A 15,010-nucleotide genomic window follows, 5' to 3' on the forward strand; every position below is an offset into this window, starting at 1 on the left:
GACAAACGTTGTCTTCAATCCGCAACTGTTTCGGCTCGCATTCTGGCAGCTAAATCTTCCCACAATGATAAGCGCGAGGCATCACCCACCCGTTGTCCTTCGCCACGGGATTTGGCCAGCCATAACCCCGTGCCATTAAAACTGTAAACAGGTGTCAGATCCTGACGACGACTGGCCGGTTGTATCTCATTAATCAGGTTATCCAGCACCAGGGGAATGGCGCGTTTATTTTCAAAATAAGTTAAAACCATATGTGCCTGATTCAGATCAATGGCTTTAACATAAGTGATACGCAGTTTATCTTCATCAACGCCAAGCTGTTTCAGGGTGAAATATTTAGCAATGGAGTAGTCTTCGCAATCGCCAGCTCCCAGTGACAGCATTTCAATCGGCGTAGCCCAGTAATCTTCTTTATTCCATAAAAAAATATCATCGACAAACAGGACATTACTGTTAAAAAAATCGTTTACTACCGCGAGTTTTTCCCGCTCTGATAAATCCTGATTTTCCTGCATCAATATTTGCCAGGCTTCAACGCGTTGTCTGGCCTCACTATCGTATTCATTTTCAATGCGTTGCAATAACGCTTCTGAAATCAGTAATTCTGCCAGCAATGGAACAGAAAACGGCAGCCACCAAACCAGCAGTAAGGTCAATACAATAGGTTTTAGCCGAAGCAACATTGATTAACGACTGATCCCGAACAAGCCAGCCTGTTGTAACCAGAGAAAGTCTTGTTCGTCTTTTGCACTTTCTGCCAATACTCTTACTTCCAGTAAGCGGGCAATTTCCTGAATGATATCGAGCAAGTCCGGTTTATTGGTATTACTACGGATATCTGTGGTCAGATCGCGTGCCAGTCGAATGTAATCAATATGCAGATCTTTCAGCAGATTCACCGGAATCACATCGCTGCTATAACGTTTTAATAGACTGTGAGCTCCTAACTGTCTGACAAAGATGCTGAAATTGGTGAATGTATCCAGATCTTTGGCCGCAGCATAAGCGGTCACACTAAACGCTAACAGGGCAGGGGATAAGCCTGATTGAATGACTGCTTTGCCAAGCCATTGGCGGAAGTCTGCTGAAGCAATTGATGCCAGAGACAGGTTGATTGTCACAGGAGCCGGATTGGATTCTTCGCCCATCAAGTCCAACACCTTTTGCACAATGTGTTTATCCAGTGTTTCAACCAGATCAAAAGCTTCAGCCATTGAAAAGAAGGTACCAATAGGCAGTAAATCACCATTTGCATCACGAACTTCGGTAAAGGCTTCACGCATTACCAGATGGGGTTTTGCGGTGTCACTGTAATTGTAAGCCTGGTTGGTAAAGGTAATCATTGCCGAATCTGTATTAATTACCTGTTCAATAGTAGCTTTCCAGCTCATTTCAGACATTGAACTTAAGGTGTTTTCCTTGATGTAAAAGGCATTGGCTTCAATCAAACGTGCTTGCTCATAGGCCTCAATCAATGCTGGCATGAGTCGCTCAACTTCACTGCTACGTTCATAAGAAACAATCCCCATATGTAGTAAGTCGCTATGCTCATATTGTTGCCCCAGTTCGTTGGCCAGAACCTGAATCTGTTCGGCAATCCGGGTTATGTCTTGAATATTGCTATCGGTTGTCAAAACAGCAAATTCTGATCCGTACCAGCGATAACTGCGCAGATTGGCAAATGGTAGTTGTTGCAACTGGCTGGCAAAATCCTTCAGCAGTGCATCTACTGCATTTTTACCCTGATTTTTCACCACTGCACTCAAGTCATCGAATTTGATGTAGATAACATGGCCGAATTCGCCAATGGAGAGTGCCTGTTTTATATCGACTTTGAACGTTTGCTGATTTAATAAATTTGTAAGTGGATCACGATTCAAATTGTCATTGAGCTTATCAAGTCGCAAATTCAGGTGATGAATGGTTTTGCCAATTTTGGTTGACATACTGTTCATGGATTTGGCGACTGACCGTACTTCTCTGGTCCAGGGTAAATTTTCAATAACGGTAAATTTCCCAGCAGAAATATCGTTTGCCTGTTCTGTTATGGCTTTTAACGGACGTAAGGTCATTCTCAGTACCACCAACAACAGCAAAATCGCACCTAACAGAATGAACGATGAAAATTTGAGTGTGGATTTAAATTGTTCGTATAGCTTGAGGTAACCATAACCGGGATTACTGGTGACTTGCAGGGTGCCAGCAATATTCCAGCCGGTACTTATTTCACTGACAGCGGTGGCAGTTTCGATGGGAAAAAACCGGGGAAGCCAGCTGGGTACACCATGAACTTCATCGGGATTGGTCAGCCGAATTAATTCATTGCCATCCACATCCAATAAACGCATTTCCTTGTAATAACCGGTATCAAAAATGGCGTTCATCATGGTTCGCAAAATCGGATCAGTTTCATCAGCCATATGGGGACTGAGTGATAAACCGAGTGAGGTTGCCGTGTCCTGTACATGCACTTCCGATTCGCCCTGCAGATAACTACGGATATTGTCCATGCTCATGACAAAATTTACTGAGAACACAATCAGAAAAATCAGTGTTAGCAAGATAAGTAATTGTTTTGATAAAGACATAAGAAACAACCTCATTATTAAAGGTATCATCAGGCTGGAGTCAGCATGAGACAGCTGTTTTACAACATCATCCAGTAATCGGGCTAACATTACCTGTGCAACTGCCGTCAGGCAAGCTAAATCCAGTGTTATTGGGCAAAACAATACACTTTTGGCTTTTGTTTTCAGTGACCGGTTGATACGATCAACCGTCCTCTATTCAAGGTAGTCTTCCGATGTTTATGGTTTTGGCGCAAATGGCCGTGTTAATTGCCTGTGGTGCGCTTTGGCAGGCCTTGGCTCCCAGGCATATTCCGGCGCTGGCACATCGCCGGGCTCTGACCGATCTGGTTTTTTATATTCTGTTGCCAGCCATGGTGATTGATGTGATCTGGCAAGCGCCGCTTGATATCACTTCAATGAAGATATCGTTGTTGGCAATGAGTGGTCTGGCGACAGCAGCCTTGTCTATATGGCTGGTATTAAAAGTGATACCGGTCACCAATGCTCAAAAAGGTGCGTTGATCCTGGCGGCAACTTTTCCCAACGTCACCTATCTTGGCTTGCCAGTATTGGATCAAGTGCTTGGCAGCTGGTCAAATGCCATTATTTTGCAATACGATTTATTTGCTTGTACCCCCATACTGATGACGGTGGGCATGTTAATGGCGGGATATTATGGCAGCCACGATCAGTCCTCACATCCATTAAAAAGCCTGATAAAAATACCACCATTATGGGCAGTGACCATCGCAGTGCTATTAAATCTGCTCAATGTGGAACGTCCTGATTTTATTCACTCTGCGTTGCAAACGCTATCAGGTGGCGTGGTGCCATTAATGTTGATAGCACTGGGCATGAGCATTCGCTGGCAGAGTCTGCGATTGAACCTGTTACCACTATTATTACCGGTTGCAGCAATTACCTTATTTATGGCGCCAGCGGGTGTTTGGCTGGTGACTCAGGTTCTGAATTTGCCGACCGATATTATGACCACGGTGATTTTATCGGCTGCCATGCCGACGATGGTCTTTGGTATTGTGATCTGTGAACGCTACGGCTTGGATACATCGCTTTACGCGGCAGCGGTAACATTAACGACCGTGCTCTGCATGGCGAGTTTACCGCTGTGGTTTTACTGGATTAACTGATCGGACCAGACAAAACCCGCTTGATCCACCGCCTGTTTAATCAATTGCATGGCTTGTTCAACCTGATCCAAATCGCCGCGCAGACTGAATTCGATATGGGGGGATCACCCAGATGAGGCAGACTGGATAATTTCAGAAGTGGATAATCGTTAACAATCTGATTCATTACCGGTAACAAATCCGACTCACGTCCACGTTGAACAAAAATAGTCTGCTCTGTTGCTGGGCGCTGGTTTTTTAAATGCGCATACAGGTTATCCAGAACCCATTCGACCATCGGCCAGGCCATCTCTGGAAAGCCCGGAGTGAAGTGATGGTTTGCATAAGAAAAACCTGGTATACGATTGATTGTATTGGGGATTATTCTCGAGCCTTCTGGAAGGTAGCCCATCAATATACGATTGGGGTAAGCATCCTCGCCAAACCGCGCTTCGATTTCAGCAGTTGCTTCGGGGTGAGGGATTAATGGCACATCGGCAATTTTCGCAACAGTCTGGCGCGTTCTGTCATCGGGTGTTGCGCCGATGCCACCGAAACTGAACACCAGATCGTCACTGCTCATGCTGTAACGCAAAGCTCGTTCAAGTTGTTGTGGATCATCCCCAACAATCAAGGTCCAGCTTAGTTCAAGACCGCGTTTGGCCAGCATGATTTGCAATTGATTGAAATGCTTGTCCTGACGTTTACCGCTGAGAATTTCATCGCCAATTATGACCGCGCCAATATGCATGTTTACTCCGTTTCCTGTCGATTACGCATAAAATCTGCGGTCTGGGCAAAAGAACTCATTAACTGTTCAGCAAATAATGGATCCAGATCCATGGTTTTCAGGGCTTGAGCCATGCAATACAACCATTGATCGCGCTCTTCAATACCGATTGAAAAGGGAAGATGTCTGGCTCTTAATCGTGGGTGTCCATATTTTTCTATATAGAGTGAGGGGCCGCCGAGCCATCCGCTCAAAAACATAAAGAGTTTATCTTCACTGATTTGAATGTTTTGCGGATGTAAGCCACGGATTACTTCGGTTTGCGGCGTCTCACACATAATTTTGTAGAAGGTATGACAAAGTTTGCGAACGGCAGGTTCACCGCCAATGCGTTCATAAGGTGTTGCAATATCGGCCATGCTGAATCCATGCTCAAATCAGTGCAGTTTACTCTGCATCTATGTACTCATAAAGGGTTATAAGGTTGCGACATCAGGTTCAGACACGGATAATGAACTGTTCTATCTAACCCTCTCACTAATTAAAGGAGCTATAGCTTATGAGTGAAAGAATTGTGATGCGAACAGGTGAAGCACTGATCGCTGATGGTCCACCATTAACTGCCGCGGAACCAGAAGTCGTTATCGGCGAACTGGATGGACCAGTAGGAACCGCATTTGCCAATTTAATGGGTGATCAGGTTAAAGGTCACTCGCGCGTATTAGCGCTGATGAATACCGATGTTCAGGTTCGTCCTGCAACAATTATGGTCAGTAAAGTGACTGTTAAAAATACCGCCTACACCAATATTCTGATGGGTACGGTTCAAGGTGCAATTGCCAATGGTGTTTTGGATGCTGTTCGTAACGGTACTATCCCTAAAGAAAAAGCCAATGATTTAGGCATCATCGTTTCTGTCTGGTTAAACCCTGGCATCACCACGGTTGAAAACCTGGATCATGAAGCGTTATTTGATGTACATCGTCGTGCTACAACGCGTGCTATCGAGAAAGCGATGAATCATGAACCAAGCATCGATTACCTGTTGGAAAATCAGGATAAGCTGGTTCATAAGTATTATCAGAAAGAACTGGATGCGAAAAAATCTTAATTGAATTTTTTGCAAAAATGACGGTCGTAGGTATGTAGGTTATTCACAGCCTCGACAAAATTTACGGTTTGTCTGCGAAAGCAGGCAGACCGTTTTTTTGCCATGTATAATGCTTGAATGTGAATAAAGGCGGTCAGAGAGACAAATGGATTTATATTCCATCGATACATTAATGCATGAAACGCGACAACTGGCCGCACGTTATCGTCAGGCAACTGGCAGCACTTTGCCAGTTACTGGGGAAATTGCCCGTTTTGATGCCGCAAAATCTTTGGATCTGCAGTTACTGGATAATTTAAATTCCAGTTATGACGCCGTAGGTAAAAGTGGCGCATTAGCCGATCAAAAATTGGTGATTAAAGGTCGCGCCATTTTTGATACCAGTAAATCCACCCCACGAATTGGTCAATTGAACCCCGCCCAGGAATGGGATGGGGTGTTACTGGTATTGTTTGATGATGAATATCAGCCGGTAGAAATATTTTATGCTTCCAAGCAGGTTATTCAGGAAGCACTGAATGATCGTGAGAGTAATCGTAAAAAACGCGGCGCCATGTCTATCGCCCAATTCAAAATTATCGGTGAACGGATCTGGACGGCTGAAAATGGTGCAGAACCTGAAATTTGGGATAATCAGGCTACGTGATTTACCTAGGCTGGTTAATGGAGTCGTACGGACGTTGTTATGCAGGATGATTTACAACAGATTTTTGCTGATGGCGGCATTCTGGCCAGGCAAATCAAGGGATATCATCCGCGTCAGGCACAACAGGAAATGGCTCAGCGTATTGCCGATACTCTGGCCTCTGCTACAGTTTTAGTCGCTGAAGCCGGAACTGGAACCGGTAAAACCTTCGCTTATCTGGCACCGGCCATTTTATCGGGTCAAAAAGTCTTTATTTCCACCGGCACCAAAAATCTTCAGGATCAATTATTTAGACGTGACTTACCCACATTGCGTAAAGCGTTGGCCGTACCGTTTCAGGCGGCTATCCTCAAAGGCCGTGGTAATTATCTATGTCATCATCGACTGACTCTTGCCGAGCAGGATCCGTTATTACTTTCACAAAGTGACACATTAAGGTCATTACGTGATTGGTCACAAAGCTCCAAAAATGGCGATTTAAGTGAATCAGATTTGCTGGAAAACCAATCACACCTATGGCCCAGAGTAACCTCAACTGTAGATAACTGTCTGGGACAGCAATGTCCTGAATATCAGCAGTGTTTTATTGTGGAAGCCCGTCGACGGGCACAGGAAGCTGATATTGTGGTGATTAATCATCACTTGCTTATGTCGGATTTTGCTTTGAAATCTGCAGGGCAGGGTGAAGTATTACCCACCGCCGATGCTTTTATAATCGATGAAGCACATCAGCTCCCAGCGATTGCAGGCCAGTTTCTTGGTAATCGAATCAGCAGTAATCAAATCGTTGAATTATGTCGTGATACCGTGCAGGAAGTTCAGGAACACGCAGCCGACAGCAAGACTCTGGGATTACATGCAGAAAAACTGCAAGCCAAACTACAATCATTACGACTGCATATTGGCAATGTCGAACAACGTACACCCTGGTTAACGCAATTATTCAATGACGAAATTAAAAATAACTTCAATGAGTTAGTGGATTATCTTGAAGTGTTTGAATCAGAGCTTGAACCACTGGCGGTACAGAGCCCAGGCCTATCCCAATGCCATGTTCGAGCTAAAGAGTTAGTCAATATTATTCAGTTATTCTCTGAGCAAAATGACGATAACCTGGTGCTGTGGCTAGATAATCGACCAACCGGATTTGTTTTACATGCCACCCCGTTTGAAATTAGTCAGCATTTTCAACAATGGCTGGAAGAAAAACCGGCAGCATGGGTTTTCACCTCAGCAACCTTAACCGTTGCCGGCAAGTTTAATCACTTCTGTCAGCATCTGGGCATAGAAAACGCTGAATATGCCAGTTGGGAAAGCCCGTTTGACTACGCAAAACAAAGTCTTTTGTATTTACCCAATATTCCAGTTGAACCATCAAATCGGCAATACAATCAATATGTTGCTGATATTGCTAAAGAAGTTATTTTGCACAGTCAGGGTCGCATCTTCTTATTGTTTACCAGTTATCGGGCAATGCATGAAGTAGCAGAATTACTGGCCGATCTGGATTATCCATTGATGGTGCAGGGGAGTGGAGCGAAAGCCACTTTATTGGAGGAGTTTCGACAGCATGGTAATGCCGTATTACTCGGCACCAACAGTTTCTGGGAAGGTGTAGATGTTCGCGGTGAAGCTTTATCTTGTGTATTAATCGATAAAATTCCATTTGCCTCACCTGGCGATCCGGTATTGGAAGCACGCATCAATAACCTGCGGGAGCGGGGCGGTAATCCGTTTCGAAGTATTCAGATCCCTTCTGCAGTCATTCAGTTAAAGCAGGGAATAGGTCGATTAATTCGTGATGAACAGGATCATGGGGTGTTGATCCTGTGTGATCCACGGCTGTTAAATAAACCATACGGCAAAGTGTTTATGCGGAGTTTGCCCGCCATGCCGATCACACAGGATATCAATCAGGTCGAAGATTTCTTTGTACAACGACAAGTTAAAGCTGCCATTTAGTCATGTTAAATCAATCACTAAAAGTGTAAATCTCACATCAAATCTAACGCATATTTCTTTAATAAGGCTAATGGAACAATCTCTGTTGCCCGCTGATGAGTACTGGCAAGCACGACTTTGGGCGCTACATCATGTTGTTCTGCCTCCAGCCAGCGCTGAGCACACAGACACCACCGATTACCTGGCTTTAACCCGGGAAAATCAAAATCCGAAACAGGGGTGCTTAAATCATTGCCACGAAACCTTGAAAACTCAAGAAACGCCTGAGTTACTTCAACACAAACCGTATGTGAGCCAAAATCCTGATCATTGGTATTACAACATCCATCGCGAAAAAAGCCAGTGAGCGGATCATGACTGCAACTTTGTAACGGTTCACCAAGAACATTTAATGCAGGGTTGATTTCCAGTTCCATAATTAATCGTATTTAATATATTTAAAACGGGCATCATCGGGCGTACCAACAAGAGCACCACCTTCAATCAGGCCTGGCTGCCACATAACGACTTCTTCGATTTTTCTCGCTAGCTCAAAATCTTTATCAGTAATGCCTTTGGCAGCATGATTGGTGAGCTTAACGATAACGAAAGCATAGGAAACAGTGAGGTCAGGGTGGTGGAAGGCGGCTTCTGCCAAGTGTCCGACTGTATTAACGACCATTAAAGTGGATTTCCAACCGCTGGTTTTATATTTACGGCGGATCCAGCCATTCTCGAGATACCAGTTAGGTAACTCAGCCTTGAGCCGTTGTTCGACTTCAGCATCGGAATAGGTTTTCTCGTTTTCAGTTTCTCTCCAGCTCATATTAATTTCCTCATTATTTTATAAACCAACTAATAAGAGAGTCAGTGTAAAGCAATATTAAGTTTCACACTCACTACAGAATTGTTTGGATGGTGCTTAATTTAGGTTAGGACCAACATAGAAACATCGCTTTTTGGTCTGAAAATGTACGAGGTAAGCCAAAACGGATAGGGTTACCGAAATTAAGTTGCTAAGTACTCACATTCGTTATTGAACTTGTTAATCGATATTAAATTTAACATAATATACATTATACGAACTTATGAAAAAGCAAGAATTAGAGATAAGCCACCCTCAAAAACCCGTTTCGAGTTAACTTCAGATAATAAGTGTTATGACAAAAATGATTGGTTTTCTAAGATGGTTCAGAATTTAAAATCTGAGCGGTTTTACGATACAAACCCCACAAGATTTTAAATTCTGAATAATCAGTAAATTCGTTGATCAATATACTCAGCTGTTCTTACTTGTTTATTTGGCACTGTTTCGAAGTATGATTTTTTGAGGATTTGTTTTAATACTGTCTGTCAGAAATATATATCTAACATTCGACAGTGCATTTCTATTTACATGATCAATCTAACTAATAACCTTGTTCGGACCATATCAGCAATACGCCAGTAAGCCTGCATCATGAAGTATCCTACACACCAATTTTAGTCAGAAAACTGATGATTTGGTACCGACTGTTTTGCCATCAAATTAGGCTAATCAATCTAAACTTAAATCGGTTCATCTTTATCATGTGTCAGTAAATGGTGTCTATGCCCTTCTATTGTATGTTTATTCGTGGGATGGAAAACCCAAAAATAAGCACAGCACATCAGTATAAAAGACAGGATGGTGACGACGGTTCCAAACCAATCGTTTGCCGTCATGGTTTCCATATTCATCGTAAAAAAGGTTTTCACTATTTCGATCATTTTACCTTCCTTATTTATGGGGTAATGGTTTGTGCATCAGTTTCAACTAGCGCTTTTTTGGCGTGGTAGATTGTCTGGATAACATTGAATAACATCACGCAAGCGCCCAAGAAAAAGATGACGCCACCTACGGCACGCATCGCATAATAAGGGTGCATTTGGGCGACTGATTCAACAAATGTATACGACAGATTTCCATAGTCGTCATATGCTCTCCACATCAAACCCTGCATGATTCCTGACACCCACATCGCGGTTATGTACACAGCGGTTCCAATTGTTGCCATCCAGAAATGTAGGTTTACTAATGTTGTGGAGTACATTTTGGTATTCCATAGTTTTTCAACCATGTGATATATAGCACCAATGGAAACCATGGCAACCCAACCCAAAGCGCCCGCATGGACATGACCAATCGTCCAGTCGGTGTAATGTGATAAGGCATTTACAGTTTTGGATGACATGACCGGACCTTCAAATGTCGACATGGCATAAAAGGCCAGCGAAACAATTAAAAACCGCAAAATGTAATCTGTTCTGAGTTTGTCCCATGCACCACTAAGTGTCAGCATGCCGTTCAGTGCCCCACCCCATGATGGAATGATCATCGCCAGTGAAATCGCTGAACCGAGTGAGCCCGTCCAGTCTGGCAAAGCTGAATATTGCAAATGATGGGCACCCAACCAGACGTAACCAAAGGTTAATGCCCAGAAATGGATAACCGAAAGCCTGTATGAATAGATAGGTCTGTTCGCTTGTTTGGGAACAAAGTAGTACATGATTGCCAGGAAACCAGCGGTCAGGAAAAAGCCGATCGCATTATGCCCCCACCACCATTGAATCATGGCGTCTTGTACACCTGAAAAAATGGAATAGGATTTCCATAATTCAACAGGAATGGCTAGGCTGTTGATGACATGAAGATAGGTAATCATGATCATCATCGCTACATAAAACCAATTGGCAACATAGATATGCGGCTGTTTTCGCTTGGAGATTGTCATCAAAAAATTGAATGTATAGGCCAGCCACACCACGGTAATCAGGATATCTATTGGCCATTCAAGCTCGGCGTATTCTTTGGATTGGGTTAAGCCTAACGGTAAGGTGATAAAGGCACCGAGCAATACCAGGTTCCAACCCCAAAAAGTAAACCAAGCAAGCTTATCGCTCCATAAACGAGCACCGGTAGTTCGCTGTACTACATAAAATGACGTTGCCATCAGCGTACAGCCGGCAAAGCCAAATATGACGGTATTAGTGTGAACAGGTCTCAGACGACCGAAACTTAAATAAGGATTATCAAAATTCAAAACCGGCCATGCCAGCTCTGAAGCAATCCATACACCAATAGCTGTACCGATAACAAAATAGATACATGCCATTACCGAAAACCATTTCACAATGGTGTAGTTGTAGTTTTCTGTCTGCATAAAATTACTCATTATTTCAATGTGATAAAAGGTGGACTTGCTGTGAAAACTTACCTGTAAAGCGACCTGCGACGGAAAAGCGGTAAGGGTTCAAGTACGGAATTTGAGTAGTTAATGCTGATACTGGATAAACCTTTTAAGGCATCTTCAACATTCTTATCCTCGCGTATTGCAAAACTGTTAAAACCGCAGCGATGCATATGATCCAGCTGGTCTCGTAATACATCTCCAAAAGCCCGAATCTCTCCCGGCCATTTCAGGTGGGATCGCAATTCAACGGCTTGGCTGTAGGCACGGCCATCGGTAAATTTTGGAAAGTTCAGACAAACCAACACCAGTTCATTGAGGAATGGCGCCAATAATTGAATATCCGTCGAATTGCTTAACCAAAACGCCTTGATCGGTTGGATGTCGAGTAGTTTTTGCTGCGACGCATCTAACGCAATAAATTCGTCGAACGGCAGAATAAGCTGTGCTTTTGCATGAGATGCATTGATCAGATCTAAAGATTCGATATAAACCCACGGATCCTGGTGATCGATGAAAGCTTGCTCGGAATTGACATGGCTAATCAGGTTTTTCATGCCTCAACCTCTACAGCGTTTGAATACACTTTTTCCTTGAATGGCGCGATGCCAATCCGATCCACGGTGCTGCTGAAGCTCTCGTCTTCCTCCCGGTGAGCAAGATAGACATCAACAATTTTATCGATTACATCGGGGACATCCTGTGCACCGAAAGAAGGTCCGATAACTTTGCCCAGACGTGCATCTATCCCCTGCTCGCCGCCGATGGTGATTTGATACCACTCAGCACCATTTTTATCGACACCCAGAATGCCGATATTGCCAATATGATGATGGGCACAAGCATTCATACAACCGGAAATATTCAAACTTAAAGCCCCGATGTTTTGTAATTGACTGGAGCTATTAAATTTTTTCTGAATGGCTGCTGCAACAGGAATGGATTTGGCATTTGCCAATGAGCAGTAATCGCCACCCGGACAGGTGATCATGTCGGTTAACATGCCAATATTGGTCGCCGCCATCCGAGTGTCTTTCAGGCCATTCCAAAAGGTATACAGATCCTTTTTATGTATAGACGGAATCACTAGATTTTGTTCATGGGTGACGCGGATTTCACCAAAGCTATAGGTATCAGCAAGATCAGCAATTGCACGCATTTGCTCGGCATTCACATCACCCGGTGGATTTTCTGGTCCAGGTTTGGTTGAAATGATGACCGACAGGTACCCTTGATGTTTGTGTTCATGGGTATTGATGGCGATCCAATTGGCAAAGTCGCTATCCTCGACCAACTGCTGTTCATAGTCAGAATAGGCGGCATTGAGATAATTTTCGTTGACAAAGTGACTGGCCACACGGTTCAGTTCCTCTTCGGTAAGTTCACCGGGGCTGGATTTGATCAGCTGCCATTCTTTTTCAACTTCTTCGGAAAATGCTTCAACACCGATACTTTTTACCAGGATTTTTATTCTGGCTTTGTATTTGTTATCACGACGACCATGGCGGTTATAAACCCGAAGCACGGCCTCTAAATACGTCAATAAATCCCGCCATGACAAGCCTTTTTTCAATGATTGGCTGATGATAGGTGTTCGGCCTAACCCCCGCCCGCCATAACTTCTAATTTCACTTCATCATCCAGGCGGTCACGATAAAGATACAACCCAATATCATGGGTACGCACCGCTGCACGGTCTTCTGTTGATGAAGAAACGGCAATCTTGAATTTACGTGGCAGAAACAAAAATTCAGGGTTGATAGTAGACCACTGACGAATGATCTCGGCAAACGGCCGTGGATCGATAATCTCGTCTGCTGCAACGCCGGCAAAAGCTTCCGTGGTGACGTTTCGGACGCAATTGCCAGAAGTTTGGATCGAGTGCATTTCCACGCTGGCTAATTTAGCCAAAATAGCAGGAACATCATTAAGCTCTATCCAGTTAAACTGAATGTTCTGCCTAGTGGTAAAATGTCCGTAGCCTCTGTCATAGGTTTGAGCTATCTCAGCCAACATCGTTAACTGTTTCGATGACAAGGTGCCATAAGGTATGGCGACCCGGAGCATATACGCATGCTTTTGCAAATAAAGCCCATTTTGTAATCGTAGCGGTGAGAATTCTTCTTCGGAAAGCTCGCCATTCTGATAACGCTCAACTTGATCGCGAAACTGTCTTACCCGCTGATCAACCAGCGCTTGATCGTAAAAATCATATTGATACATGTTGTTATTGCCTTAGCTTTAAAGAGTATTCAGGGCACGATGAAAACAGCGTTATACGAGTCAGAAATGTGTTCCGCATTGTCAGCTTCAACAGTGAATTTAAAGTCATTCAGGCTGTCGCGTGGCACATTAGCGGGGTCGACACGGACTAAAGCGTTTGTGGGTACCATTTTTCCGGGCTCAATACTGATCACTTGGTCAAGACCTTCAACATTAGCGGTATCTAGGCCTGAAATGCTGTATCTGACATTAAGGGTTTCATTAGTTTTGTTAAGTAACTTCAACGTGTATTTATTCTGGATTTCACCATTACTCATCTGGACATACAAAGGTTGCCTCTCTGGTGTAACCGTGAAAAAAGTTGGGGAGAAACTGGCGAAGCCGTAGATGACCCCAACCACTGAAAGCATCATGATGGATGAATACACCAGCACTCTTGGCCGTTTAAGTAAGCTAACGCTAGTTTTTCCATGATGAAGTTCTTTATAAGAGGCGTAACGAATCAGGCCTCTTGGCTGATCGATTTTGTCCATGATGCTGTCGCAGGCATCAATACATAAACCACAGGTAATGCAGCCTTCCTGTTGACCTTTTCGAATATCGATCCCTGTCGGGCAAACCGCCACACACAGTTTGCAATCAATACATGAGCCTTGGTTTTCGGTTTGCCCGGATCTTGATAATTTTCCGCGAGGTTCACCTCTTACAGCATCATAAGCTGGCAAAACAGTTTCCTGGTCATACATCACGCCTTGTAAACGTGCGTATGGGCATAACCAGAAACACACTTGCTCCCGCATGAAACCAGCAAACCAATAGGTGAAAAAGGTAAAAATCCCCATTGCAACCCAGACTGGAACGGGCGCTTGTAAGGTCACAATTTCTGACCACAATTGGTACGCATCCATAAACCAGGCTGAGAATGTGATGCCGGTAAGCACTGCAATGGCAAGCCAAATCACATGTTTTGTAGCTTTACGAATAGCCTTATTTGCCGACATCGGGGCGTTTTTAAATTTATGCGCCTTTGATGGGGTATTACCTTCAAGCTTGCCTTCAATAAAGGTGAACATATCTGTCCAAACCGTTTGAAAACAGAAATAACCACAAAAAACCCGTCCGGCGATACTGGTCGCTGCAGCTAGTAAAATGGCAAAAAACAGCAGTGTCAGTGATAACACCCATATATCCTGCGGAAATAACGTCATACCAAACAGATGAAACTGCTGATTTGGAATATCAAATAACACCGCTTGATGGCCATCCCAACGCAAGTATGGGCCTAGAAAATAAATTAACCATATCGACATACTGTAGTTTTTTAAGGTGCGGAAACGGCCTTTTACTCTGCGAGCGACCACCTTCTCCCCTTCTCCGGTATGGACTTGCCAATCCGCTAGGGCATCATAAATTTCAACTCTTACAGGTATGTCTGATAGCTTTGTCATTGTTA

14 protein-coding genes and 1 pseudogene are annotated in these 15,010 nt (G+C 43.8%); 4 read left to right on the forward strand and 11 right to left on the reverse strand.

Going from position 1 to position 15,010, the window contains the following annotated elements; translation table 11 throughout:
• Positions 1-14 precede the first annotated feature (14 nt).
• Together AC08OG_RS08215 and AC08OG_RS08220 are read right to left on the reverse strand one after the other, a co-directional pair.
• The gene (locus AC08OG_RS08215; RefSeq protein WP_292356802.1) at positions 15-683 is read right to left on the reverse strand and encodes a transglutaminase-like cysteine peptidase; all 669 of its coding nucleotides are present in this window, start codon (positions 681-683) and stop codon (positions 15-17) included.
• A 3-nt stretch (positions 684-686) separates the two neighbouring features.
• Positions 687-2,588: a bifunctional diguanylate cyclase/phosphodiesterase gene (locus tag AC08OG_RS08220; RefSeq protein ID WP_292356800.1), complete on the reverse strand. Its 1,902-nt coding sequence runs from the start codon at positions 2,586-2,588 to the stop codon at positions 687-689.
• Between the two features lie 215 nt (positions 2,589-2,803).
• Between AC08OG_RS08220 and AC08OG_RS08225 the strand changes: the two genes are divergently transcribed.
• Entirely contained in the window at positions 2,804-3,718 is a 915-nt protein-coding gene (locus tag AC08OG_RS08225; protein ID WP_292356798.1) for an AEC family transporter, read from the forward strand.
• Between the two features lie 40 nt (positions 3,719-3,758).
• Here the strand turns inward: AC08OG_RS08225 and AC08OG_RS08230 are convergent, their stop codons facing one another.
• A complete protein-coding gene (locus AC08OG_RS08230; protein WP_482929268.1) occupies positions 3,759-4,448 on the reverse strand; it encodes a competence/damage-inducible protein A in 690 nt (229 codons plus the stop codon).
• A 2-nt stretch (positions 4,449-4,450) separates the two neighbouring features.
• Complete coding sequence (locus AC08OG_RS08235) at positions 4,451-4,846, reverse strand: group II truncated hemoglobin (RefSeq protein WP_292356795.1); 396 nt, start codon at positions 4,844-4,846, stop codon at positions 4,451-4,453.
• A gap of 140 nt (positions 4,847-4,986) precedes the next feature.
• Between AC08OG_RS08235 and fae the strand changes: the two genes are divergently transcribed.
• From fae to yoaA, 3 genes are all read left to right on the forward strand, one after another.
• The gene (fae, locus tag AC08OG_RS08240; RefSeq protein WP_226074375.1) at positions 4,987-5,538 is read left to right on the forward strand and encodes a formaldehyde-activating enzyme; all 552 of its coding nucleotides are present in this window, start codon (positions 4,987-4,989) and stop codon (positions 5,536-5,538) included.
• A gap of 145 nt (positions 5,539-5,683) precedes the next feature.
• The gene (locus AC08OG_RS08245) at positions 5,684-6,184 is read left to right on the forward strand and encodes a hypothetical protein (protein ID WP_292356792.1); all 501 of its coding nucleotides are present in this window, start codon (positions 5,684-5,686) and stop codon (positions 6,182-6,184) included.
• Between the two features lie 39 nt (positions 6,185-6,223).
• Positions 6,224-8,146: a DNA repair helicase YoaA gene (yoaA, locus tag AC08OG_RS08250; RefSeq protein WP_292356790.1), complete on the forward strand. Its 1,923-nt coding sequence runs from the start codon at positions 6,224-6,226 to the stop codon at positions 8,144-8,146.
• 32 nt (positions 8,147-8,178) lie between these two features.
• Here yoaA and AC08OG_RS08255 read toward each other — a convergent pair whose 3' ends face one another.
• The 7 genes and pseudogenes from AC08OG_RS08255 to ccoG all read right to left on the reverse strand — a co-directional run bounded on the left by AC08OG_RS08255 (position 8,179) and on the right by ccoG (position 15,005).
• Entirely contained in the window at positions 8,179-8,550 is a 372-nt protein-coding gene (locus tag AC08OG_RS08255; protein ID WP_292357105.1) for a DUF2237 family protein, read from the reverse strand.
• 14 nt (positions 8,551-8,564) lie between these two features.
• Positions 8,565-8,951 (reverse strand): 4a-hydroxytetrahydrobiopterin dehydratase, encoded by a 387-nt coding sequence (locus AC08OG_RS08260; RefSeq protein WP_292356789.1) that lies wholly within the window; start codon positions 8,949-8,951, stop codon positions 8,565-8,567.
• Between the two features lie 937 nt (positions 8,952-9,888).
• Complete coding sequence (ccoN, locus tag AC08OG_RS08265; RefSeq protein WP_482929269.1) at positions 9,889-11,307, reverse strand: cytochrome-c oxidase, cbb3-type subunit I; 1,419 nt, start codon at positions 11,305-11,307, stop codon at positions 9,889-9,891.
• 50 nt (positions 11,308-11,357) lie between these two features.
• Positions 11,358-11,891, reverse strand: coding sequence for a DUF934 domain-containing protein (locus tag AC08OG_RS08270; RefSeq protein ID WP_482929270.1), 534 nt, complete (start codon positions 11,889-11,891; stop codon positions 11,358-11,360).
• Entirely contained in the window at positions 11,888-12,358 is a 471-nt protein-coding gene (locus tag AC08OG_RS08275) for a hypothetical protein (RefSeq protein ID WP_482930534.1), read from the reverse strand. The genes AC08OG_RS08270 and AC08OG_RS08275 overlap by 4 nt, the downstream gene beginning before the upstream one ends.
• A gap of 62 nt (positions 12,359-12,420) precedes the next feature.
• A pseudogene (locus tag AC08OG_RS08280) lies at positions 12,421-13,557 on the reverse strand (hypothetical protein).
• Between the two features lie 29 nt (positions 13,558-13,586).
• Complete coding sequence (ccoG, locus tag AC08OG_RS08285) at positions 13,587-15,005, reverse strand: cytochrome c oxidase accessory protein CcoG (protein WP_482929271.1); 1,419 nt, start codon at positions 15,003-15,005, stop codon at positions 13,587-13,589.
• Between the last annotated feature and the right edge of the window lie 5 nt (positions 15,006-15,010).

This window comes from Methylophaga sp. F7 (genome assembly GCF_056863975.1).